This window comes from Vreelandella sp. DA03-1M (assembly GCF_055725665.1).
This window is the reverse complement of the sequence record NZ_CM146798.1, coordinates 329400-351757: the sequence shown is the minus strand read 5'-3', so window position 1 is coordinate 351757 and position 22358 is coordinate 329400. Positions and strand designations below refer to the sequence as shown.

The following is a 22358-nucleotide window of genomic DNA, read 5'->3' as shown; positions in this document are numbered from 1 at the left end:
TAACGTGAAAAAACAAAAACACTTATCACTGCGTAGTAACAGCATTCTGATCAGGTAATTCATTGTGGACGCTTACTCACTGTGACGCATCGTTTAAGGAGGTGATCCAGCCGCAGGTTCCCCTACGGCTACCTTGTTACGACTTCACCCCAGTCATGAACCACACCGTGGTGATCGCCCTCTTGCGTTAGGCTAACCACTTCTGGTGCAGTCCACTCCCATGGTGTGACGGGCGGTGTGTACAAGGCCCGGGAACGTATTCACCGTGACATTCTGATTCACGATTACTAGCGATTCCGACTTCACGGAGTCGAGTTGCAGACTCCGATCCGGACTGAGACCGGCTTTAAGGGATTCGCTGACTCTCGCGAGCTCGCCGCCCTTTGTACCGGCCATTGTAGCACGTGTGTAGCCCTACCCGTAAGGGCCATGATGACTTGACGTCGTCCCCACCTTCCTCCGGTTTGTCACCGGCAGTCTCCTTAGAGTTCCCGACATTACTCGCTGGCAAATAAGGACAAGGGTTGCGCTCGTTACGGGACTTAACCCAACATTTCACAACACGAGCTGACGACAGCCATGCAGCACCTGTCTCTGCGTTCCCGAAGGCACCCCGGAATCTCTTCCGGGTTCGCAGGATGTCAAGGGTAGGTAAGGTTCTTCGCGTTGCATCGAATTAAACCACATGCTCCACCGCTTGTGCGGGCCCCCGTCAATTCATTTGAGTTTTAACCTTGCGGCCGTACTCCCCAGGCGGTCGACTTATCGCGTTAACTTCGCCACAAAGTGCGCTAGGCACCCAACGGCTGGTCGACATCGTTTACGGCGTGGACTACCAGGGTATCTAATCCTGTTTGCTACCCACGCTTTCGCACCTCAGTGTCAGTGTCAGTCCAGAAGGCCGCCTTCGCCACTGGTATTCCTCCCGATCTCTACGCATTTCACCGCTACACCGGGAATTCTACCTTCCTCTCCTGCACTCTAGCCTGACAGTTCCGGATGCCGTTCCCAGGTTGAGCCCGGGGCTTTCACAACCGGCTTATCAAGCCACCTACGCGCGCTTTACGCCCAGTAATTCCGATTAACGCTTGCACCCTCCGTATTACCGCGGCTGCTGGCACGGAGTTAGCCGGTGCTTCTTCTGCGAGTGATGTCTTTCCTGCCGGGTATTAACCGACAGGCGTTCTTCCTCGCTGAAAGTGCTTTACAACCCGAGGGCCTTCTTCACACACGCGGCATGGCTGGATCAGGGTTGCCCCCATTGTCCAATATTCCCCACTGCTGCCTCCCGTAGGAGTTCGGGCCGTGTCTCAGTCCCGATGTGGCTGATCATCCTCTCAGACCAGCTACGGATCGTCGCCTTGGTGAGCCGTTACCTCACCAACTAGCTAATCCGACATAGGCTCATCCAATAGCGGGAGCCGAAGCCCCCTTTCTCCCGTAGGACGTATGCGGTATTAGCCTGGGTTTCCCCAGGTTATCCCCCACTACCGGGCAGATTCCTATGCATTACTCACCCGTCCGCCGCTCGTCAGCATCCCGAAGGACCTGTTACCGCTCGACTTGCATGTGTTAGGCCTGCCGCCAGCGTTCAATCTGAGCCATGATCAAACTCTTCAGTTTAAGATCTATGCGGTTCTTACCTGCCACTCGAAAGCGACAGAAGCGAACCAAACTTGGCTCAAGGTTCAAACGAATTCACTGTGATACTTCGAAAAGTATCGATATGTTCGCTTGCCTTGATATTTAGTGATTTGTCACCAACATCAGCAAGCGCCCACATGAATTACCTGATCAAATTGTTAAAGAGCTGTTTTCGCTAATTGATTACTGTAAAAGCAATCTGGCCGCCGTTGACTTGGCTTGCCTCAGCGAGGAAGGCGTATTTTACGCATTTCCTGGTGGTTGTCAACCGCTGTTTTTAGCGACTGAAGCGAGCGATACAACTGGCTCTAACTTCCTGACAAACCAAGGCTTTTACACCTTATACACCGCTGGTAACGCTTGGCGTCCCCGGCAGCGGATGCGTACTTTACGGATTCGCTGTCGGGTTGGCAAGACCTTCATGGAAAATAAGCACAAAAAATTCAAACAAGCGTCACACGGGCGTAACGTTTCTTGCCCGCCTGAATCACATAGCTCTTACCTGTCGCCAGCATAGTGTCTTTGGCGACGACGTCGCCATCGACCTTAACGCGGCCATTACCCAGCATGTCTTTAGCCTGGGCGCTATTGTTGGCGAGCTCTGCTCTGTTTAGCACGGCGGCAATGGGCGCTTGCTCGCTGCCTTCGAAATCGACCGTCACCTCCGGTAGGTCTTCCGGGAGTTCGCCATCGGCAAGTTGATTACCCGCCGACTTATGCGCATTGGCTGCTGCTTCGTCCCCGTGGTAACGAGCAATCAGCTCCCGCGCCAGCTCCATTTTAACGTCCCGCGGGTTCGCACCCTGCTCAACGCTCTGTTTCAGCGCGTCGATCTCTTCATTCGATTTCAAAGAGAGCAGCTCAAAGTAGCGCCACATTAGGCTATCCGGCATGGAGACCAGCTTGTTGAACATGGAGCCCGGTGCTTCATCGACACCTATATAGTTGCCCAACGACTTCGACATCTTCTGCACGCCGTCTAATCCTTCCAGCAGCGGCATAGTGATTACCACCTGAGGCTCCTGACCAAAGTGCTTTTGAATCTCGCGCCCCATCAGCAGGTTGAACTTCTGGTCGGTACCGCCAAGCTCCACATCTGCCTCAAGCGCCACCGAGTCGTAGCCCTGTACCAGCGGGTAGAGAAATTCGTGGATGGCAATGGACTGATTGGCTTTATAGCGTTTTTCAAAGTCGTCCCGCTCGAGCATACGCGCCACGGTGCTTTGCGCCGCCAGCTCAATCATTTTGGCGGCGGAAAGCTCGCTAAACCATTCGGCGTTAAAGCGCACTTCGGTTTTTTCACGATCGAGGATTTTAAACACCTGCTCCTTATAGGTTTCAGCGTTAGCTTTCACGTCCTCTTCAGTGAGCGGTTTGCGCGTTACGTTTTTACCGGTGGGGTCACCAATACGTCCGGTAAAGTCGCCGATCAAAAAGATAACCGTGTGCCCCAAGTCCTGAAACTGGCGCATTTTGGTTAACAGTACGCTGTGCCCCAAGTGCAGATCAGGGGCCGTGGGATCAAAACCCGCTTTAATACGCAGTTTGCGGCCTGAAGCCAGCTTCTTTTTTAACTCATCCTCTACCAGGATTTCATGCGTACCCCGCGACAGCAGTGCTAAAGCCTGATCCACCTCACTCATTGCCTCTCTCCACTATAAAGAACCGCCCTTTAACGGGCTCAGGTGATAAATAGCCGACGATGTTACCATGCTCGTTCGCCCTGGTTGAGCCTTGGTTTGGCCTTGTTTTAGCCCTGGCTGGATATTAGCCACGCTTTGTACGAGTTTGCTTATGAAATCACCGACCGCTTCGCCGCTTTATTATATTGGCTTGATGTCCGGCACTAGCCTGGACGGTATTGATGCGGCGCTTATCGCTATCGAAGATGACTTACCACCGCGACTATTAGCAACCCACGCCGAACCGATGCCCGATGAGATGCATCACCTACTGTTTAAACTGTGCCATGCAGAGCAGGTAAGTTTTGCGCAGCTCGCAGCCGCTGAGCACGCATTCTGCCAATGCCAAGCCCAAGCCGTGCACCAGTTATTAGCGCCGCTCTCAGTGGATGTAGAACAGATCAGCGCGATAGGCAGTCATGGCCAGACTATCGAGCACGCCCCCAAAGGCCACGACGGCGGCCCGGCCTATACTCTTCAGTTGGATAACCCTAGCTTGCTGGCAGAGCTTACCGGCTGCACGGTGGTGGCCGATTTCCGACGCCGTGACCTAGCCGCTGGAGGTCAGGCCGCACCGTTAGCACCGGCGTTTCATCAGGCGCTATTTGGTCGAGCAGACGCACACCAACTGGTGCTTAATCTGGGCGGCTTTGCCAATCTCACTTGGCTTTCCAGCCAGCCGAGCGACCCGGTGATTGGTTTTGATACCGGACCGGCGAATGTTTTATTGGACGGCTGGTTTGCCTTGCATCACGGCGGCCGCTTTGATCAGAACGGCGATTGGGCCGCGAGCGGCGAAGTAGATCAGGCGCTGTTAGCTCGATTGCTATCCGAACCGTTCTTCCAGCAGCCGCCGCCGAGAAGCACGGGACGAGAGCTATTTCATATGGGTTGGCTACAAAAATATCTTAGCGGTCAGGAAGCCGCCGCCGATGTGCAGGCGACGTTGGCTGAACTTACGGCAGTGAGTGTCGCCCAAGGGATTGAACAACTGCGGGCCGATGAGGGCCCGCTCACGCTGATCACCGCTGGCGGCGGCGCTCACAACGGCTACTTAATGCAGCGCCTTGCCCATCACTTGCCTCGCGCCACGCTAACTTCGCCATCGGCGTATGGCTGGCCTGAAGACTGGATAGAAGCCGGCGCCTTTGCCTGGCTGGCTCATCAGCGATTGAATCACCTGCCTGGCAACTTGCCTTCGGTCACCGGTGCGCAGGGCCTGCGGGTGCTGGGCGGTATTTATGCTGCATAGCTTTTTGCTGCGTTGCTAACGCTTAGTAATCATCGCCATCGCGCAGGCTTAAATGACTCGGCACCTGTTCGTCCAGCGAGAGGTTACGCGCTCTGGCGTCACTGACGTTGAGCAGCATGCGCAGGTCGTTAGCCGAGTCGGCGTGGGCCATGGCCACCTCTCTACTGATATGCCCCGCCTGATGCAGGTCATGCAGGGCCTGATCAAAGGTCTGCATGCCAGCATCGCGGGACTTGGCCATCGCTGCTTTAATCTCGGCGACCTCCCCTTTACGGATCAAGTCGGCAATGCGCGGCGACTGCAGCATGATCTCAATGGCTGCACGGCGCCCACCCGCAAGCGTGGGCAGCAGTTGCTGAGCAACGACCGCACGCAGATTCAACGAAAGATCCATCCATATCTGCTCATGGCGTTCATGGGGGAAAAAATGAATGATGCGCTCCAACGCCTGATTGGCGTTATTGGCGTGCAGCGTTGCCAGACAGAGGTGGCCGGTTTCGGCGAAGGTGAGTGCATGCTCCATGGTTTCCCGGGTGCGGATTTCACCAATCAGAATCACATCCGGCGCCTGACGCAGGGTATTTTTAAGCGCCACCTCAAACGACTCGGTATCAATCCCCACTTCCCGCTGATTCACAATCGCACGCTTGTGCGGGTGCAGGTACTCAATCGGGTCTTCGATGCTGATGATATGACCGCCGACGGTCTCGTTGCGCTGCTGAATCATCGCTGCCAGAGTCGTTGATTTGCCGGTTCCCGTACCGCCTACCACCAGCACCAGCCCGCGTTTAGCCTGAGCTAATTCAGCCAACTGCTCCGGCACGCCTAGCGCCTCCAGACGAGGAATTTCAATCGCGATGCTGCGTACCACCATCGCCATCTGGTTGCGCTGCTGAAACGCGCTGACCCGAAAACGCCCTTTGCCCTCGCGACTCAGCGCGAAGTTCGCTTCATGCTCGCTGGCAAACCGTTCGCGCAACCCTTCTGGCAGCGTGTGGGTGACCAGTTCGTTGACCTGATGGGCGGTTAAACGCTGCTGACCCAACGGTACCAACCCATCGGGCATTTTCAGACTGGGCGGTGCGCCCACGGAGATGAGCAAATCAGAAGCGTTCTGCTCAACCATAATATCGAGTAGTTGATGCAGCCACTGGGTGGGCGAAAGTTGGGCATCTGGCACGCTATGCTCCTTATTCATCCTTCATCGACAGCGTTCCCTTCGCACTCAGCTGCGCCTCTTCCAAACTAACCGTACCGTCTTTCACTAACCTTGACAGCGCGGCATCCAGGGTTTGCATGCCCAGGCTGCCGCCGGTTTGAATGGACGAATACATCTGCGCCACTTTGTCTTCGCGAATCAGGTTGCGTACTGCCGAAGTGGCGATGAGGATTTCATGCGCCGCCACACGTCCGCCTCCCTGGCGTTTAAGCAGTGATTGCGACACCACCGCCTGGAGCGATTCAGACAGCATCGAACGCACCATGGCTTTCTCTTCGCCGGGAAAGACATCAATGATGCGGTCAACAGTTTTAGCTGCCGAAGTAGTGTGTAGCGTCCCCAGCACCAAGTGCCCCGTCTCTGCCGCGGTAAGCGCCAGGCGGATAGTTTCAAGATCACGCAGCTCTCCGACCAGGATCACATCGGGGTCTTCACGCAGCGCACTGCGCAGCGCGTCGGCAAAGCTATGGGTATCGCGGTGCACTTCGCGTTGATTAATCAAACAGCGCTTGCTGGCGTGGACAAACTCAACAGGATCTTCAATGGTGAGAATGTGCTCGTAACGATGATCGTTAATGTAATCGATCATCGCGGCCAGTGTGGTGCTCTTGCCCGAGCCCGTGGGTCCTGTTACCAGCACCAAACCCCGCGGCAACATCGCTAAGCGCTCAAATACCTCACCAAGCCCCAAGGTCTGCATGGAGAGCACTTGATTGGGGATGGTGCGAAACACCGCCCCTGCACCGCGCGCTTGAGTGAAAGCATTCACGCGAAAGCGCGCAACCCCCGGCACTTCAAAGGAAAAATCAATTTCCAAGTGCTCTTCGTAGTCGCGCCGCTGTCGATCATTCATGATGTCGTAGATCAATTTGCGCACATCGTTATTATCGATAGCGGGCACATTGAGCCGACGGATGTCGCCATCAACACGTATCATGGGCGGTAAACCGGCCGAAAGGTGCAAGTCAGAGGCATTCTGCTTTGCCGAGAATGCTAGCAGTTCGGTAATATCCATCTCTCTTCCCAGCTGCGGTAAGGTGCTTGAGTATGACAGACATCGCGCTTAACGAGTCACTCGGCTCTTCATACGATCAGGCACGTGAACGCCTGCGTAACGCATTAGAAGCCGCGGGACGCGCCCAGGATGCAGCCACGTTGCTGGCGGTCAGCAAGACCAAACCTGCGGCAATGATTCGCCAAGTTTGGCAGTTAGGCCAGCGTGAATTTGGTGAAAACTATTTGCAAGAAGCGCTAGAGAAGCAGACTGAGCTTGCTGATCTTGACGACATTGTATGGCATTTCATTGGGCCGCTGCAGTCCAACAAGAGCCGCGCGGTCGCCGAGCACTTTGATTGGGTGCACAGCGTTGATCGTCTAAAAATTGCTAAGCGCCTCAGCGAACAGCGCCCGACCCACCTAGCGCCGCTGAATATCTGCCTGCAGGTTAATATCAGCCGCGAAGAGAGCAAAGCCGGTGTGCTGCCAGAAGAGCTAGAGGAGCTGGCCAAAGAAGTCGCCACGCTGCCCAACCTGCACTTGCGCGGCTTAATGGCGATTCCCGCCCCGGCGGAAGGCGTAGATGCTCAGCGCCAGCCATTGGCAGCGCTGCGCGAAGCGTTAACCTCCCTACAGAGCAGCTTGCCGAATGCCCCTCTTGATACACTTTCAATGGGCATGAGCGACGATTTAGAAGCGGCGGTACTGGAAGGTGCCACGCTGGTAAGGTTAGGCACCGCGATTTTCGGCGCCCGCCAATCGGCCTAGGCGGGCAGTAGCCTACCTTCACACTGAACATACTTTTACTTAAGGACACCTGGTATGGCGAATAACATTACCTTCATTGGGGCTGGCAATATGGCCAGCGCCATTATCGGCGGCCTCATCGACAGCGGCGTCGCGCCTTCTACTATTACCGCCACCGCACCGAGTGATAGCGAACTGGCACCGGTTAAAGCGCGTCTGGGTATTAATACCAATACCGACAACAATGCGGCGGTGGCTGAAGCCGATGTGGTGGTACTGGCGGTGAAGCCGCAAATCATGCGCACCGTATGTGAAGCGCTGCGCGACAGCGTTCAGCGCCAGCAGCCGTTGGTTATCTCGATTGCCGCAGGCCTGGATGCCAGCACTATTGACCAGTGGCTAGGTGGCAACAACGCTATGGTGCGCTGCATGCCCAATACGCCTTCTCTGGTTGGCTACGGCGCCAGCGGCCTCTACGCCAATGCGAAAGTAAGCGATGACCAGCGCGACGCGGCCACCCAGCTAATGGAAGCGGTCGGCATTGTCGAATGGGTGGAAGAGGAAACCCTGTTAGATGCGGTGACCGCCGTTTCCGGCAGTGCCCCGGCCTATTTCTTTCTGATGTTCGAAGCCATGGAAGAAGCCGCCGTTAAACTCGGCCTGCCTGCCGCCACCGCGCGTCGCCTCGCTATTCAAACCGCACTGGGTGCCGCTACGATGGCGCAACAGAGTGATAAAGACCCGGCCACGCTGAAACAGAATGTAATGTCGCCGGGCGGCACCACTGAACGTGCCATTCAACACATGGAAGAGGCACAATTGCGCACCACGATTGCCGACGCCATGCAGGCATGTGCCGATCGCGCCCAGGCAATGGCTAAGGAACTGAGCGGAAAGTGACATAACAGTACTGAAATAACGGTTCAGTAACGCCACCGCCTCGCAACGAATCATCAAGGAGACTTAATAATGGGCAATGAATTGGGCAGTGCAGGGTTAATGCTGGTAAATACCCTCATCAATATTTACCTTTTTTTACTGATGCTGCGCTTTCTGCTGCAAGCGTCGCGGGCGGATTACTACAACCCGTTAAGCCAGTCGGTAGTCAAAATCACCCAGCCGGTAGTAGGTCTTTTTCAGGGCTTTTTGGGTCCTGTTGCTGGTCGTTTTGATCTCGCCACGTTAGCGGCAGGCTTTGTCTTGAAAGTCGTCAGCATTGTCGCCATTTTCATGGTCATTGGCGTTGGCATGCCGCCGATTCCTGGCCTGCTGATCGCGGGCGTGGCGGCCTTGGCGAATGCGATTTTAAAAATCTACTTCTTCGCCATGATTGTCATGATCATCTTGAGCTGGGTAGCGCCTAACGCCAGCCATCCAGGTGCGCTGCTGGTAATGCAACTGGTAGAGCCGATTATGGCCCCGGTGCGCAAAGTGGTTCCATCGCTGGGCATGATCGATCTTTCGCCTATCGTGGTGTTTATTGCCATTAACCTGATTGATGGTTTGGTGGTCGGCTCAATGATTCGTGCGGCGGGCATTTCCGGCGCGCTGGTTGGGTTGTGATGGCGGCTGACTACCAGCTGTTTATTTAATGAATCTATTCGAGTTGATTCATTTAGTTGCACTTTTTAGCAGGACTAGCGCCTTCAATGCCTGATTCAGACACGCTTGCCTTTGCAGACCGGCCGACGACATCCGTCGGCCTCGTCACTCCGCACGTAGCACGCTTCGACACGCCCCTCGCACTTGCGTGTGGCAAAGTGCTGCCTGCCTATGAGCTGATTTACGAAACTTACGGCACGCTGAACGCTGAGCGTAGCAACGCCGTGCTGATTTGCCACGCACTTTCCGGCCACCACCACGCCGCGGGCTACCATAGCGAAGACGATCGCAAGCCCGGCTGGTGGGATGCCCATATTGGCCCCGGCAAAGCGATTGATACCAACCGCTTTTTTGTTGTTTCGCTGAATAACCTGGGTGGCTGCCACGGCAGCACCGGGCCGGTTAGCCACAATCCCGAGACCGGCCGCCAATGGGGGCCCGAATTCCCCATGGTGACGGTTAGCGATTGGGTCGCCAGCCAAGCGCGACTTGCCGACCAGCTGGGAATTGAGCGCTGGGCTGCAGCCGTCGGGGGCAGCCTTGGCGGCATGCAAGTCATGCAGTGGACCATGACCTATCCGGAGCGGGTCGCCAATGCAGTGGTGATTGCCGCAACGCCCCGGCTCTCGGCACAGAATATCGCCTTTAACGAAGTGGCTCGTCAGGCGATTCGCTCAGATCCAGAGTTTTTTGACGGCTGGTACGCTGAGCACGACACCGTACCTAAACGAGGGCTGAAACTGGCGCGCATGGTAGGCCATATTACCTATCTTTCAGAAGACGCCATGGGCAGCAAATTTGGCCGCGACCTGCGCAGCGACGACCTTAACTTTGGCTTCGACGTTGAGTTTCAGGTGGAGTCCTACTTGCGTTATCAGGGCGATACCTTTTCCACCGCTTTCGATGCCAACACCTACCTGCTGATGACCAAGGCGCTGGACTACTTTGACCCCGCGGCCACTCAGGGCGGCGACTTTGCCCAGGCGCTGGCGCCAGCGCAGTGTCCATTTTTAATTGTTAGCTTTACCACCGACTGGCGCTTTCCGCCCTCCCGCTCGCGAGAGCTGGTCGACGCCCTCACCCGTGCAGGTAAGTCGGTGAGCTACGCCAACATTGAGTCGCCCCACGGGCACGATGCTTTCTTACTCTCAGAGCCACGCTACGATGCTATCGTCAGCGCCTTTATGAACCGCGCAGCCCGCGAGCTCAAGCTAACTGAAACGGGCTCAGAGGAGACGCCATGATGCGCGCCGATCTTGAACTGATTTACGACTGGGTGCCTAAAGGCGCGCACGTGCTCGATCTTGCCTGCGGCGATGGCGAGCTGCTGGAGACCTTGGCACGCAATAAAGGCGTGACAGGCTATGGCCTGGAGATCGACCATGACGGTATTAATGCCTGCGTGGAACGTGGCGTGAGTGTGATTGAGCATAATCTGGACGACGGCTTAAGTAGCTTTTGCGATAACAGCTATGACCAAGTGATCATGACCCAGGCGCTGCAGGCGCTGCGCCGCCCGGATAAAATGCTGGATGAAATGCTGCGGGTCGCCGAAGAGGGCATTATCACCTTTCCCAACTTCGCCTACTGGCGCCACCGTGTTCATTTGGGTCTGCGCGGCTATATGCCGGTCTCCAAGTCACTGCCTCACGCTTGGTATGACACGCCCAACATCCACCTGTCGACATTCAACGACTTTGAGCACTTGTGTCGCGAGAAAGGCCTGATGATTGTTGATCGCGCCGTGGGTGTCGGGGATCATCAAGGCCACTGGAAATCACGTCTATGGCCCAATCTATTTGGTGAAATTGCCATTTTCCGCGTTCGCCGGCGTTAGATTTTCTATGGCGTTTAAACATAACCCTAGGAGCCACGACATGTTCCGCAGATTAATGATCAGTGCCGCTCTTGTCGGCACGCTCTTCGCCACTGCGGCGGCCTACGCCGAACAGTTCGCCCTTGTAGGCAACTACGAGATTCACTACAGCGCGGTGAACAGCAGTTTTTTGACGCCTGAAGTGGCACAAGCGAACAACCTCCAGCGCAGCGCCAACCGTGGCTTGGTCAATGTTAGCGTGCGTGAGCGCCAGGAGGATGGCAGTACTCGCGCCGTCAATGCCAGCGTGCAGGGCCATGTGAGTGGCTTAACCGGGGTTCAGGAATCCCTCAGCTTTCGCACCGTTCATGACGGCGATGCCACCTACCATCTGGCGCCTTTCACAATGCGTGAAGATGAAAGCATGCGTTTTGAGTTAAGCGTGCGCTACGACCGTAACGCCGCCCCCGAACCGGTGAACTTTATTCAGCGTTTTTATATTGATCGCTAAGCACTAGCTATAGTCAGATAGGCAGCTACAACCGTACAGGCAAATGGCGGGCTAACCGTACACCCGTCGGGGTTCCCTGCTCTCGCTCCACGTCAATGCCATAGGCCAGCACTTCCACACCGCTGGCCGCGGCCTCCGCCAGGGCTGCTGCGTAAGTCGCGTCGATATGGGCTGCAGCGGCCACGTCAGCAATGCCTTCGTGGGCGACACAAAACAGCAGCACCGCCCGTTCGCCCTGCTCTGCCAACACTCGCAGCGAATGCAGATGCTTGGTGCCACGCACGCTCACCGAGTCCGGGAAGTAGCCGTGGCCGTCCTCCTCTTTCAAGGTGACCTGCTTCACCTCGATATACGCCCGCCCCCGCTCTGGATCATCTAGCCTAAAATCCAGCCGGGCGTCGGCCACTTTCACCTCCCGGCGCAGAGTGGCGTAGCCTGCCAAGGGTGCCAAAGCCCCCGCCTCCAGCGCCGCTTCCACGATGCGGTTAGCGCGGCCGGTATGCACCGAGGCGAGCGCCACCTGCCCACCGGCTTGCGGCAGCTCGATAAACTCCCAGGTCCAGGCCAGCTTGCGCTTAGGGTTCTCGCTGGGCGACAACCACACCCGGCACCCTGGCACGTTCACCGCCTTCATCGAGCCGGTATTGGGGCAATGGGCGACGACTTCGCGACCATCAACCAAACGCACATCGGCGAGAAAGCGCTTATAACGCTTGATCAGCGTGCCCGACACCATCGCCGGATAGGCCAGCATCACAGCCTGCCCACAAAGCGTTTAATCCGCGCCACTGCCTCTTCCAGACGGGCCACATCATTGGTGAAGGCGATGCGCACATGGTGTTCGCCGCCACGCACAGCAAAATCAATACCGGGGGTAATAGCCACGTTCTCCTCCTGCAGCAGGCGCTCGCAGAAGGCCTGGCTATCGCGGCTGTAGCGGGAGATATCCAGCCATAAATAGAACGCCCCTTGAGGGGGTAGATCCGGCGCCAGCCCTAAGTTAGCCAAGCCTTTCAATAGCACCTGACGGCGCTCTTTCAGAGTTTCACGGCGCTGTTCGAGAATCCCGCGGCATTCTGGCGTAAAGGCTGCCAGCGCGGCATGCTGTGAAGGCGTTGGCGCGGCAAGGAACATATTCTGCGCCAGTCGGGTTAATGGCTCTACCGCATGCTCGGGCGCCACCAGCCAGCCCAGGCGCCAACCGGTCATGCCAAAATATTTTGAGAAGCTATTCACCACAAAGGCATTGGCGGAGAGCGAGGTCGCCGACAGCGGCACATCGTCGTAGTTAAGGCCCTGATAAATCTCATCGACGATGACCTCGCCTTCGCGCTCGGCGACGGCCGCCAGAACTGCCGAAAGCTGTGACGCGTTCAACGTATGGCCGGTAGGGTTAGAGGGCGATGCCAGCATCGCCAGGCTCGTCTTCTCACGCCAATGCTGCGCCACCAAGGCAGCATCCAACTGCCAGCCACTATCACGCCCCACGGATACCGCATCAATTTCAGCGCCAGCTAACGCCATGAAGTGACGGTTGCAGGGGTAGTTAGGGTCGGCCATCAGCACCCGCGAGCCCGTTTCAACTAATAACTGGCTGGCCAACAGCAATGCGCCTGACGCACCGGGTGTTACCAAAATACGCGCTGGATCTACCGTGGCGTTAAAGTGCTCAGCGTAGTGGCCAGCAATTGCGTCACGCAGTGCGGGTAGGCCCGCTGCTGGGGTGTAGCGGGTATGACCATTGGAAAGTGCCTGCTGTCCGGCGGCTATAACCGGCTCTGGGGTAGCAAAATCCGGCTCACCGACTTCTAAATGAATCACATCGTGGCCGGCGGCTTCCCGCGCCTGGGCCATTTCCAGCAAATGCATGACCCGAAAAGGGGCAACGTGATCGACACGTGAATTCCAGGCCATAACGGCTCCTTCATCTAATCATTTTTGAAACTGGACAAATATTGAAAAACTAACTAAAACATGGCGCTAGTCATACTCAGGGCCAAACATTCGTCGAAAGCTCACCATTATGCTTGCAACCCAGTCATTTTTCAGCTAAACAAGCATCCCTTTGGCGTGAGATCGTGACAATCGCTCATGGTCGATCAGTAGTCACATATGTAAGGGGCAGTCCCATGCCAGTAGCAGAAAAGAAACCGGAAGCGTCCAAGTCCTTCACCCCGTATGAGCCAGCGCCGGGTGAAGAGTATATGAACGAGCAGCAGCTAGCGCACTTCCGTCAGCTGCTGCTGGATTGGAAACAGGATCTCATGGAAGAGGTGGATCGTACCGTACGCCACCTGCAGGAAGATGCGAACAACTACGCCGACCCCGCCGACCGCGCTACCCAGGAAGAGGGCTTTAGCCTTGAACTGCGTACCCGGGATCGCGAACGTAAGCTGCTCAAGAAAATTAACGAAACGCTAGATAACATCGATGATGACGATTACGGCTTCTGTGAAGCCTGCGGCGTTGAAATCGGCATTCGTCGTTTAGAAGCTCGCCCCACCGCCACCCTCTGCGTGGATTGCAAAACCCTGGCGGAACTCAAAGAGAAACAGCTAGGCGGCTGAGCGCTAAAAGACCGTGCTACTCGAACGCGGGCACCTTAGGGTGCCCGTTTTTGTGAATGGCTTTTTTGTGAATGGCTTTTTTGTCAATAACCAGCCCCTCTCAACAATGACGCTACCATGAATGATTTTGCTCGCTACCGGGGCCGCTTTGCCCCTACGCCCTCTGGCCCGCTGCACTTTGGCTCTTTGGTCGCCGCCTTAGGCAGCTATTTAGATGCCCGCGCAGCCGATGGGCAGTGGCTGGTGCGCATTGAAGATATCGACCCACCGCGCTGCCCTGAAGGTGCGGCGAGCACTATCCTGCGCCAGCTGGAAACCTTCGGCCTGGAGTGGGACGAAGTGGTCATGTGGCAGCACACCCGCGGCGATGCTTACCAACAGGCGCTTGACCAGCTTATCCAACTCGGCCTTGCCTATCCCTGCAGCTGTTCGCGTAAGCAGTGGCAGGCGTTTGATATCTACCCCGGCTGGTGCCGCAATGGCGTTTGCGATGCGAATAAACCGGTGGCATGGCGACTGCGCAGCGACCATGGCGAGCGTCCTATCCGCTGGCAAGACCGACTGTTTGGCGCGCAGCAGTTTGACCCAGCTGAACTGGGCGATGTGGTATTAAAGCGCAAAGATGACCTCTGGGCGTATCAGCTCGCCGTGGTAGTGGATGACGCTGAGCAGCAGATTACCGATGTGGTTCGCGGGCTCGACTTGCTCGACAACACCCCTTGGCAGCGCCAGTTGCAGAGCGCGCTTCAATTGCCGCAGCCACGCTACCTGCATCTGCCACTCATTGTGACCGCTGAAGGGCAAAAGCTCTCGAAGCAAAACCTGGCCCCGGCCCTGGCAGAAGACGAGCATGGGATACGCCAGCAGCTCTTTCAGGCGCTGGAAGCGCTTGACCAAGCGCCGCCCCAAGCACTTGCCGCAGAGCCCCCATCGACTCAGCTACACTGGGCGGTAGCAAACTGGTCGTTGGGACGGCTAAGCCCAACGGCACACCGTTTTACTCCCTCTTTACCTCCAGCTGGAGATTGATATGTACGTCTATCGCATCATGCTGTTTTTGGTGTTTGGCGGTTACCTGCTCTCTCCGCTACTAATGAATGGCTGGAGCGACCCTGAGGCCGCCTGGTACCGACCGTTTGCGATTTGGGGCGGATTGATTGCGTTAACCCTCTGGCTGGAGCAGAAAAGGAAGCTCGATGAACGTTGAGATGCACGTTGGGATAGTCGGCGTGCTGCTGCTTGGGCTGGGCTACCTGGCACTGCTGTTTGGCTGCGGTTTTGCGGTAGAGCGTGGCTGGGTGCCGGTGCGCATTACCCGTCACCCGATTGTTTACACCCTTGCTCTGGGTGTTTATGCCAGCGCCTGGGCAATCTACGGCAGCGTGGAAATGGCTGCTAGCGCGGGGTTTGGCTTCCTGGCCTACTACCTGGGCGCAGCGGGCGCCTTCTTGCTCGCTCCTGTGCTGCTGGTCCCCATCCAGCGCATCACCCGCACCTATCAACTAACGTCGCTGGCGGATCTGTTTGCCTTTCGCTTTCGCTCCCGGTGGGCGGGAACGCTGGTCACCCTCGTCAGCCTACTGGCGGTGCTGCCACTGCTCGGCATTCAAGTCAAAACCCTGAGCGAAGCCATCAATATCATCACCGCCAGCCAAGCGGGCGGTAGCGTTGCGCTGCTTTTCTGCGCCGTAATTGCCGCCTTTGCGGTCATTTTCGGTGCCCGCCACAGCCAGTCTTACGGTCGCCACGACACCCTGCTTAGCGCCATTGCGTTTGAATCCATTGTTAAACTGCTAGCCATGCTGGGGCTGGGTGCGGTGGCGCTATGGATGGTGTTTGATGGTCCAGGTGATCTGCAGCTGTGGTTGGAAGGACCAGGCGCTATCCTTCAGCACCAGACACCCAAACTTGACCCTGCCCAGTGGCGAACCCTGCTACTGCTGTTTTTTGCGGCGGCGTTTATGATGCCGCACTTATTTCATATCAGTTTTGCAGAAAGCCTGTCGCGACATACGCTGCTACAAGCGAGCTGGGCACTGCCGCTGTTTCTACTGCTAATGGCGCTGCCCGTGCCGCTGATTTGGTGGGCCGCGCAGTCGGTTAATCCCAACATCCCCATCGCCGCCTATGCCGCCTACCTAATGAGCGAACATTGGTGGGTAGGGGCGCTGGCGTTTATCGGCGGACTAGCTGCCGCCAGCGGCACCATGATTATGATTGCGCTGGCGCTTTCCGGCATGGTGCTGAACCATATCGTGCTGGTAGCGAGGCCCCCTGAGGCACGCAGTGATCTCTACGGCTGGCTGCTGTGGCTGCGCCGTGGCTTAGTGGTCGCGGTGATTATCGGCGGCTGGGTGTTTTACCAGTGGGTAGGCCGCCACCATGGTCTCATCGGCTTGGGATTAGCCGCGTTTGTCGGCATGGCCCAGTGCCTGCCTGGCATGCTGGCGCTGCTCTACTGGCCGGGCGCTAACCGTAAAGGCATGATTATTGGCCTGATCGCAGGTGTGGGCGTATGGCTGTGGGGTCTATGGCTGCCACTCATGTTTTCGCTACCGGTACCGACGCTACCTTTTACACCGCTTACCGACACTGGTGCTCCGGTTTGGTACAACGTCACGCTGCTTTCGTTAGCGGTCAATATCCTGCTGCTGATTGTGATATCGCTGTTTACGCGTATTTCTGAAGGGGAGCAGTCCGCCGCGGAAGCGTGCTCAGTCGATGCGGTTATTCGCTCAAAGCGTTTTCCACTGGAAGCCGCGACGGCGAGTGATTTTTCTACCCATTTAGCCCACGCCCTCGGCGATGAGGCGGCCAGCCGTGAAGTCAACCGGGCCCTGCAAGCGCTCAACTTTACACCCCAGGAGCGCCGCCCTTACGCGCTGCGTCGCTTGCGTGACCGTATTCAGGCCAATCTCTCGGGCCTAATGGGGCCATCGGTGGCGCGGGACATTGTTGATCGCTACCTGCCCTACCGCCACGACGACGCCCCGGAAACTGACGATATTCACTTCGTTGAAAGCCGCTTGGAAGCCTACCGCTCGCGGCTAACAGGGTTAGCCCGGGAGCTCGACGGTTTGCGCCGCCACCACCGCCAAACCCTGGCGTATTTACCGGTGGGACTGTGCGTCCTGGGCGATGATGACGAACTGCTAATGTGGAATCAGGCGCTCTCACAACTTTCGGGCATTAGCGGTGAAAGCGTGATTGGCTCGCGCCGTGACAGCCTACCCGCCCCCTGGCCCAGCCTGCTGGGCAGCGTGTTAGACGCGACGCCAGGCCCGCTCTACAAGCAGGCGGTGACGCTGCACGGCAAGGATTACTTTCTGACCCTGCACAAAGCTATTCTCAGCGGCCACGACAGCCGTGGGGGCAGCGTGATTTTGATTGAAGACCATACCGAAATGAAGTGGCTGGAAGACGAGTTGGTGCATGCGGCGCGCCTCGCCTCCATTGGCCAGTTGGCTGCCGGGGTCGCCCATGAAATTGGCAATCCGATTACCGGTATCTCGTCGCTGGCGCAAAACCTGCGCTACGACACCAACGACCCTGTGCTGCTGGAAACCGCCGATCAGATCCAGCAGTTGACCCAAAGGGTGACTAAAATCGTCAATTCATTGGTCGGCTTTGCCCATGGGGGGCGCCAAACGGTACCGCTCCCGGCCTCGCCAGTGGCGCTCGCATCGATTAGCGAAGACGCACTGCACTTGATCCACCTCGCCCGCTCGGGAGAGGATGTTACCTTAACCAATGAAACGCCTGACGATGTGGTGGTACGCGGCGATGCCCAGCGATTAACGCAAGTGATGGTCAACCTGCTGAGCAATGCCCGGGATGCCTGCTCCCAGGGGGGAGAAGTTCACATCACCGCAGGGCGCCACGAGCAGCTTGCCTGGTGGCGGATAACCGATAACGGCCAGGGCATCGACCCACACGTGCGCGAGCATCTATTCGAGCCCTTTACCACTACCAAGCCAGCAGGCGAAGGCACCGGTCTGGGCCTTTCACTGGCTTATCAGATTATCAACGAACACCAGGGTAAGATAGACGTGGCCTCGCCACCGCCCGGACAGCCTCGCGGCACCGCCATTACGCTCTGGCTGCCGCTTTACCAACAGGATGATCAGCCAGCTCATGCCCAGGATTCTGATTGTTGAAGATGAAGCGATTATTCGCAGCGCGTTAAAGCGATTACTGGAACGCAACGACTATACGGTCAGCGAAGCAGGCAGTGCTGAGGAGGCCTGCCAGCTTGAACTCACAGGGTTTGATCTCATCATCAGCGATCTCCGCTTGCCGGGCGAGCCAGGCACTTCCTTGATTGCCTCTGCGGCGCCCGTGCCAGTACTGATCATGACCAGCTACGCCAGCATGCGTTCCGCAGTCGAAGCGCTCAAACTGGGGGCCGTGGACTACGTTGCTAAACCGTTTGACCACGCCGAGCTGCTGGAAACCGTTGAGCGAATCCTGCACAAGCAGTCAAACCAGCAAAGTCCGCCGCCGGATATCACCGATGCAGGCGGCGGTCGACAAACCATGATCGGCAACTGCGTTGCCATGCAGCAGGTCTACACCCGCATTAGTAAAACTGCCCCCGCCGATGTCACCGTATTGATTCTTGGTGAGTCGGGCACCGGCAAAGAGCTCGTGGCACGCGCTATTCACCAACAAAGCAAGCGGGCCAAAGCGCCGCTCATCAGCGTGAACTGTGCGGCAATTCCCGAAACGCTGATTGAATCCGAACTGTTTGGACACGAAAAAGGCGCCTTTACCGGCGCCAGCGCGGCGCGCACCGGCTTGGTGGAAGCCGCCGACGGCGGCACGCTGTTTTTGGATGAGATTGGCGAGCTACCGCTCGATGCTCAGGCGCGTCTGTTACGCGTACTGCAAGAGGGTGAAATCCGTAAAATTGGCTCGGTAGAAACCCGCCACGTTAACGTCCGCTTGATTGCCGCTACCCACCGGGACCTGCGTGCGCTGTCAAAAACCGGCGAGTTCCGCCTCGACCTTTACTACCGTTTGAACGTGATGCAGATCGAGCTGCCGCCGCTGCGCGAGCGTGAAGATGACGTGCTGGAGATCGCCGATATTCTGCTCGATAAGGCGTGTAAGCGTCACGAACGCACGGGGCTACGCCTATCCCGTGCAGCCCGCCAAGACCTACGCGACTACCCTTGGCCGGGCAATGTGCGTGAGCTGGAGAACGCCCTGGAACGCGGGGTGATTCTTGCTGAAGGACACTTGATACATCCGGATGACTTGGGCCTGGCGCCCATTACGGCTCGCCCTCATGCACCATCCAATAACACCTCGCCTACCGGTGGCAGCCCAGACAAAATCGCTGAAGAGAATGAAGATGACCTCTCTTTAGAAGATTATTTTCAGCACTTTGTGCTCGAGCATCAGGATCAAATGAGTGAAACCGAGCTGGCCCAAAAACTTGGTATCAGCCGGAAAAACCTTTGGGAACGGCGCCAGCGGCTTGGTATACCGCGTAAAAAAACCGCTCGTCGCCCAGGTTAAAGGCTTAGGAAACGGCTTTAAGCATCTATCTAAGACTATCGTCTAATACACTGATTTAAATAAGAAATTATCTATTCGTGGCAACGCTGGCACTGTTACCTTCCCACACAACAACGTGCACAAACGGCCGCAAAAGGGGTAACACTTATCGAGCTGCAAAGTTCCTCTTTATTTTAAAAAACGCCAACCTTTTGAAATTTATAATTTATCAAACAGGTGGCACACCGCCTGCAGTATTACTGAGTAAGAAAAACAAACTGGGCATAGCGGTAGGTCACCAATAAAAACAAAACGACCTCGCCCTAACCTGAGCCACAACAAAAACAACAAGGTCAGGTAGAGATAAAGGTACTAACAAGAACAATAGGCTTGAGTCTCATTACTTGCTGGCGCAAGCAACACAGGCGCTGACAACAACAATAATGTAGTAAGTAGCCCGAAAGGACGCGACGTACACAACAATTTGCATCCTAACAACAACAATAGCAGTCAGTGTGTGCACCCCGGCGCCAATAATAATTCCCCGGGGGGAGAATAGTTCGCGGTTGGATTATTGTTTTGAATACGAGGCGGTCGGAACTATCGTGATCCTTACGCCTACCGACTGCGGTGCGTATTCAGGGCGATGTGCCATCATGAAGAAAAACAGCAGCATGGACGCTGATTAATTGCTTAATAGGGGGAGGCTCTCTTAGCCTCCCTTTTCCGTGTCTGGGACTTGAGTTTACACACGTTAGCGTCAAGTGCTTTGCAAGCCGCTCTTTGCAAGCCATCAAGGGTCGGCTACACTCAGCCACTAATTGTTTATGTTCAGTACTCGTTTGAAGTACTTACTAATGACTATCTTTTCGTACCCTGCGAGTTGAAATTATCGCATGTTTAAAGGATTTACCCGTTTCCTACACAGCCCGGGGGAGCAATTGAAAACCTTGCTCGATCCCCAAGAGAGCGCCACCACCGTCCTCTCTCCACGTAATATCCCACGGTCCGAGCACCCTGTTTCTCGCCAGCATATTAGTGATGCCGCGTTAAAAGTGCTCTACCGCCTTAGCGGCGCAGGGTTCGATGCCTATTTGGTGGGCGGCTGCATTCGTGACGCGCTGCTGGGCAAGATGCCCAAGGATTTCGACGTTGCGACGAATGCCACCCCCGAGCAGGTTCGCGATCTGTTTCGTAACTCGCGTTTGATCGGCCGCCGTTTTCGGATTGTCCACGTGCGCTTTGGCCGTGAGGTTATTGAGGTCACCACCTTTCGTGGCAAACCCCAAGACGAGCATGGCGATCATATTGCCCACCAGTCCGATGAAGGGTTACTGCTGCGCGACAACGTATGGGGCAACATCGAAGAGGACGCACTGCGGCGCGACTTCACCGTTAATGCGCTCTACTACAATATCGCTGACTTCAGCATTACCGATTTTGCCAATGGTGCCCGGGATATCGAAACCCGCACCCTGCGCCTGATTGGCGACCCGGCGACGCGTTACCGCGAAGACCCGGTACGGATGCTACGCGCGGTGCGCTTTGCGGCTAAGCTCGATTTCACGCTAGACCCCGCCACCGAAGCGCCAATGTACGATCAGGCGCCGCTGCTGCTGCAGATTCCCCCGGCGCGACTATTCGATGAAGTGCTCAAACTGTTTATGTCGGGTCATGGCTTAGTCACGTTTCGTCTACTCAGCCACTACGGCCTGTTTGGCATGCTCTTCCCTGAAGCCGAAGAAGCCATGGCTGATGCCGCCTGGGCTGAAGAACTGATTGAGCAAGCGCTGACCAACACCGATAAGCGCATTGCCGAAGAGCGCCCCGTCACCCCGGCCTTCCTGTTGGCAGCATTCTTGTGGGCACCGGTCAAACAGCGCCAGGAAGTGCTCGAGCAAGAGGGCATGCCGCCGATACCCGCGCTTCAAGCAGCCGCTCAACAGGTGGTTTCGCGTCAGCTAGAGCACACATCAATTCCCAAGCGCTTTGGTATTCCCATGCGGGAAATCTGGGAGTTACAGCAGCGGCTGCCCCAGCGACGCGGTAAAAAAGCTTTTCAAACCCGTGAGCACCCACGCTTCCGAGCGGGCTACGACCTGCTCCTGTTGCGTGAACAGGCGGGTGAAATTCCCCGCGGCTTAGGCGACTGGTGGACCGCTTTTCAACGTGGTGATGAGCACGAACAGCGTCGCTTGCTGCAAAAAGTTGGCGGCGACCCGGCGAGTCAAGGTGATGGCCGGCGCAAAAGGCGGCGTAAACCGCGGGCATCAGAGTAGCTAGATTGCACGTGGTCACCTCTCCTCAACTCGCCTATATTGGCCTCGGCAGCAATCTTGAGTCGCCCGTAGAGCAGCTTCGCGAGGCTCTTAAAGAGCTTGCCACGCTGCCGCTTAGTCGTTTGGTGGCGGCGTCATCACTGTATGCCAGCCGCCCCGTGGGGCCGCAAGACCAGCCGGACTTTATCAATGCCGTGGCAGCGCTGGAAACACGCCTTTCGCCACTGGCCTTGCTCGACCAGCTGCAGGCGCTGGAACAACAGCATCGCCGCCGCCGTCAACGTCACTGGGGGCCGCGCACGCTTGATCTTGATCTGCTGCTCTACGCCAACAACGCTATCGACGTGCCACGCCTACAACTTCCCCACCCGCAAATGGCCGCCCGAGCCTTTGTACTGCTACCGCTCGCAGAGATCGCGCCCTCACTCAACCTCTTCCAACAGCCGCTATCAGCATGGCTTAAACGCGTTGAAGACCAAGGCTTGGAACGACTACCCGACGCCTAGCGCGCGCTCAATGCTACCATCTGACACATATCTCG

Annotated in this window: 19 protein-coding genes and 1 rRNA gene; 14 read left to right on the top strand and 6 right to left on the bottom strand. The window is 56.7% G+C overall.

Features of this window, described 5'->3' with window-relative positions; genetic code table 11:
• Positions 1–94: 94 nt before the first annotated feature.
• Both ACXUPB_RS01665 and tyrS read right to left on the bottom strand, forming a co-directional pair.
• Positions 95–1623 (bottom strand): 16S ribosomal RNA (locus tag ACXUPB_RS01665).
• Positions 1624–2087: 464 nt separating this feature from the next.
• A complete protein-coding gene (tyrS, locus tag ACXUPB_RS01660) occupies positions 2088–3287 on the bottom strand; it encodes a tyrosine--tRNA ligase (RefSeq protein ID WP_472955051.1) in 1200 nt (399 codons plus the stop codon).
• Between the two features lie 151 nt (positions 3288–3438).
• On the opposite strand from tyrS, the gene ACXUPB_RS01655 reads away from it, so the two are divergent.
• A complete protein-coding gene (locus tag ACXUPB_RS01655; RefSeq protein WP_472955049.1) occupies positions 3439–4578 on the top strand; it encodes an anhydro-N-acetylmuramic acid kinase in 1140 nt (379 codons plus the stop codon).
• Positions 4579–4600: 22 nt separating this feature from the next.
• Here the strand turns inward: ACXUPB_RS01655 and ACXUPB_RS01650 are convergent, their stop codons facing one another.
• Together ACXUPB_RS01650 and ACXUPB_RS01645 are read right to left on the bottom strand one after the other, a co-directional pair.
• Positions 4601–5776, bottom strand: coding sequence for a PilT/PilU family type 4a pilus ATPase (locus ACXUPB_RS01650; RefSeq protein ID WP_008958823.1), 1176 nt, complete (start codon positions 5774–5776; stop codon positions 4601–4603).
• Positions 5769–6812 carry a type IV pilus twitching motility protein PilT gene (locus tag ACXUPB_RS01645; RefSeq protein WP_008958822.1) on the bottom strand — a complete coding sequence of 348 codons (1044 nt, stop codon included), beginning with the start codon at positions 6810–6812 and terminating at the stop codon, positions 5769–5771. Before ACXUPB_RS01645 ends, ACXUPB_RS01650 begins: the two co-directional genes overlap by 8 nt.
• Before the next feature lie 32 nt (positions 6813–6844).
• Between ACXUPB_RS01645 and ACXUPB_RS01640 the strand changes: the two genes are divergently transcribed.
• From ACXUPB_RS01640 to ACXUPB_RS01615, 6 genes are all read left to right on the top strand, one after another.
• Complete coding sequence (locus tag ACXUPB_RS01640) at positions 6845–7561, top strand: YggS family pyridoxal phosphate-dependent enzyme (protein ID WP_472955047.1); 717 nt, start codon at positions 6845–6847, stop codon at positions 7559–7561.
• Positions 7562–7615: 54 nt separating this feature from the next.
• Entirely contained in the window at positions 7616–8440 is an 825-nt protein-coding gene (gene proC, locus ACXUPB_RS01635) for a pyrroline-5-carboxylate reductase (RefSeq protein ID WP_472955045.1), read from the top strand.
• 69 nt (positions 8441–8509) lie between these two features.
• Positions 8510–9103 carry a YggT family protein gene (locus tag ACXUPB_RS01630; protein ID WP_176304286.1) on the top strand — a complete coding sequence of 198 codons (594 nt, stop codon included), beginning with the start codon at positions 8510–8512 and terminating at the stop codon, positions 9101–9103.
• An 86-nt stretch (positions 9104–9189) separates the two neighbouring features.
• Entirely contained in the window at positions 9190–10386 is a 1197-nt protein-coding gene (gene metX, locus ACXUPB_RS01625; RefSeq protein WP_335597374.1) for a homoserine O-succinyltransferase MetX, read from the top strand.
• Positions 10386–10979, top strand: a complete 594-nt coding sequence (gene metW / locus ACXUPB_RS01620; RefSeq protein WP_335597385.1) for a methionine biosynthesis protein MetW — start codon at positions 10386–10388, stop codon at positions 10977–10979. Before metX ends, metW begins: the two co-directional genes overlap by 1 nt.
• A 40-nt stretch (positions 10980–11019) precedes the next feature.
• Complete coding sequence (locus ACXUPB_RS01615; protein ID WP_335597373.1) at positions 11020–11469, top strand: DUF4426 domain-containing protein; 450 nt, start codon at positions 11020–11022, stop codon at positions 11467–11469.
• A gap of 25 nt (positions 11470–11494) precedes the next feature.
• Here ACXUPB_RS01615 and sfsA read toward each other — a convergent pair whose 3' ends face one another.
• Both sfsA and ACXUPB_RS01605 read right to left on the bottom strand, forming a co-directional pair.
• Entirely contained in the window at positions 11495–12223 is a 729-nt protein-coding gene (sfsA, locus tag ACXUPB_RS01610) for a DNA/RNA nuclease SfsA (protein WP_472955043.1), read from the bottom strand.
• A complete protein-coding gene (locus ACXUPB_RS01605) occupies positions 12223–13383 on the bottom strand; it encodes an aminotransferase class I/II-fold pyridoxal phosphate-dependent enzyme (RefSeq protein ID WP_472955041.1) in 1161 nt (386 codons plus the stop codon). The genes sfsA and ACXUPB_RS01605 overlap by 1 nt, the downstream gene beginning before the upstream one ends.
• Before the next feature lie 215 nt (positions 13384–13598).
• On the opposite strand from ACXUPB_RS01605, the gene dksA reads away from it, so the two are divergent.
• The 7 genes from dksA to folK all read left to right on the top strand — a co-directional run bounded on the left by dksA (position 13599) and on the right by folK (position 22323).
• Positions 13599–14036, top strand: coding sequence for an RNA polymerase-binding protein DksA (gene dksA / locus ACXUPB_RS01600; RefSeq protein WP_007111809.1), 438 nt, complete (start codon positions 13599–13601; stop codon positions 14034–14036).
• Between the two features lie 117 nt (positions 14037–14153).
• Entirely contained in the window at positions 14154–15065 is a 912-nt protein-coding gene (gluQRS, locus tag ACXUPB_RS01595; RefSeq protein WP_472955039.1) for a tRNA glutamyl-Q(34) synthetase GluQRS, read from the top strand.
• A gap of 1 nt (position 15066) precedes the next feature.
• A complete protein-coding gene (locus tag ACXUPB_RS01590) occupies positions 15067–15243 on the top strand; it encodes a hypothetical protein (RefSeq protein ID WP_007111811.1) in 177 nt (58 codons plus the stop codon).
• A gap of 1 nt (position 15244) precedes the next feature.
• On the top strand, positions 15245–18193 hold the full coding sequence (locus tag ACXUPB_RS01585; RefSeq protein ID WP_472956659.1) for an ATP-binding protein: 2949 nt from the start codon (positions 15245–15247) through the stop codon (positions 18191–18193).
• On the top strand, positions 18171–19559 hold the full coding sequence (locus ACXUPB_RS01580) for a sigma-54-dependent transcriptional regulator (RefSeq protein WP_472955037.1): 1389 nt from the start codon (positions 18171–18173) through the stop codon (positions 19557–19559). The genes ACXUPB_RS01585 and ACXUPB_RS01580 overlap by 23 nt, the downstream gene beginning before the upstream one ends.
• Before the next feature lie 875 nt (positions 19560–20434).
• Positions 20435–21817 (top strand): polynucleotide adenylyltransferase PcnB, encoded by a 1383-nt coding sequence (gene pcnB, locus ACXUPB_RS01575; RefSeq protein WP_472955035.1) that lies wholly within the window; start codon positions 20435–20437, stop codon positions 21815–21817.
• 11 nt (positions 21818–21828) lie between these two features.
• Positions 21829–22323, top strand: a complete 495-nt coding sequence (gene folK / locus ACXUPB_RS01570; protein ID WP_472955033.1) for a 2-amino-4-hydroxy-6-hydroxymethyldihydropteridine diphosphokinase — start codon at positions 21829–21831, stop codon at positions 22321–22323.
• Positions 22324–22358: the final 35 nt, after the last annotated feature.

Coding starts and splice junctions, on each gene's coding strand:
- pcnB (WP_472955035.1), top strand. CDS start 20,435: ATGTTTAAAGGATTTACCCGTTTCCTACACAGCCCGGGGGAGCAATTG.
- ACXUPB_RS01585 (WP_472956659.1), top strand. CDS start 15,245: ATGCACGTTGGGATAGTCGGCGTGCTGCTGCTTGGGCTGGGCTACCTG.
- dksA (WP_007111809.1), top strand. CDS start 13,599: ATGCCAGTAGCAGAAAAGAAACCGGAAGCGTCCAAGTCCTTCACCCCG.
- tyrS (WP_472955051.1), bottom strand. CDS start 3,287: ATGAGTGAGGTGGATCAGGCTTTAGCACTGCTGTCGCGGGGTACGCAT.
- ACXUPB_RS01580 (WP_472955037.1), top strand. CDS start 18,171: ATGCCCAGGATTCTGATTGTTGAAGATGAAGCGATTATTCGCAGCGCG.
- ACXUPB_RS01650 (WP_008958823.1), bottom strand. CDS start 5,776: ATGAATAAGGAGCATAGCGTGCCAGATGCCCAACTTTCGCCCACCCAG.
- ACXUPB_RS01640 (WP_472955047.1), top strand. CDS start 6,845: ATGACAGACATCGCGCTTAACGAGTCACTCGGCTCTTCATACGATCAG.
- ACXUPB_RS01655 (WP_472955049.1), top strand. CDS start 3,439: ATGAAATCACCGACCGCTTCGCCGCTTTATTATATTGGCTTGATGTCC.
- metX (WP_335597374.1), top strand. CDS start 9,190: ATGCCTGATTCAGACACGCTTGCCTTTGCAGACCGGCCGACGACATCC.
- ACXUPB_RS01615 (WP_335597373.1), top strand. CDS start 11,020: ATGTTCCGCAGATTAATGATCAGTGCCGCTCTTGTCGGCACGCTCTTC.
- ACXUPB_RS01645 (WP_008958822.1), bottom strand. CDS start 6,812: ATGGATATTACCGAACTGCTAGCATTCTCGGCAAAGCAGAATGCCTCT.
- ACXUPB_RS01605 (WP_472955041.1), bottom strand. CDS start 13,383: ATGGCCTGGAATTCACGTGTCGATCACGTTGCCCCTTTTCGGGTCATG.
- sfsA (WP_472955043.1), bottom strand. CDS start 12,223: ATGCTGGCCTATCCGGCGATGGTGTCGGGCACGCTGATCAAGCGTTAT.
- metW (WP_335597385.1), top strand. CDS start 10,386: ATGCGCGCCGATCTTGAACTGATTTACGACTGGGTGCCTAAAGGCGCG.
- ACXUPB_RS01630 (WP_176304286.1), top strand. CDS start 8,510: ATGGGCAATGAATTGGGCAGTGCAGGGTTAATGCTGGTAAATACCCTC.
- gluQRS (WP_472955039.1), top strand. CDS start 14,154: ATGAATGATTTTGCTCGCTACCGGGGCCGCTTTGCCCCTACGCCCTCT.
- ACXUPB_RS01590 (WP_007111811.1), top strand. CDS start 15,067: ATGTACGTCTATCGCATCATGCTGTTTTTGGTGTTTGGCGGTTACCTG.
- proC (WP_472955045.1), top strand. CDS start 7,616: ATGGCGAATAACATTACCTTCATTGGGGCTGGCAATATGGCCAGCGCC.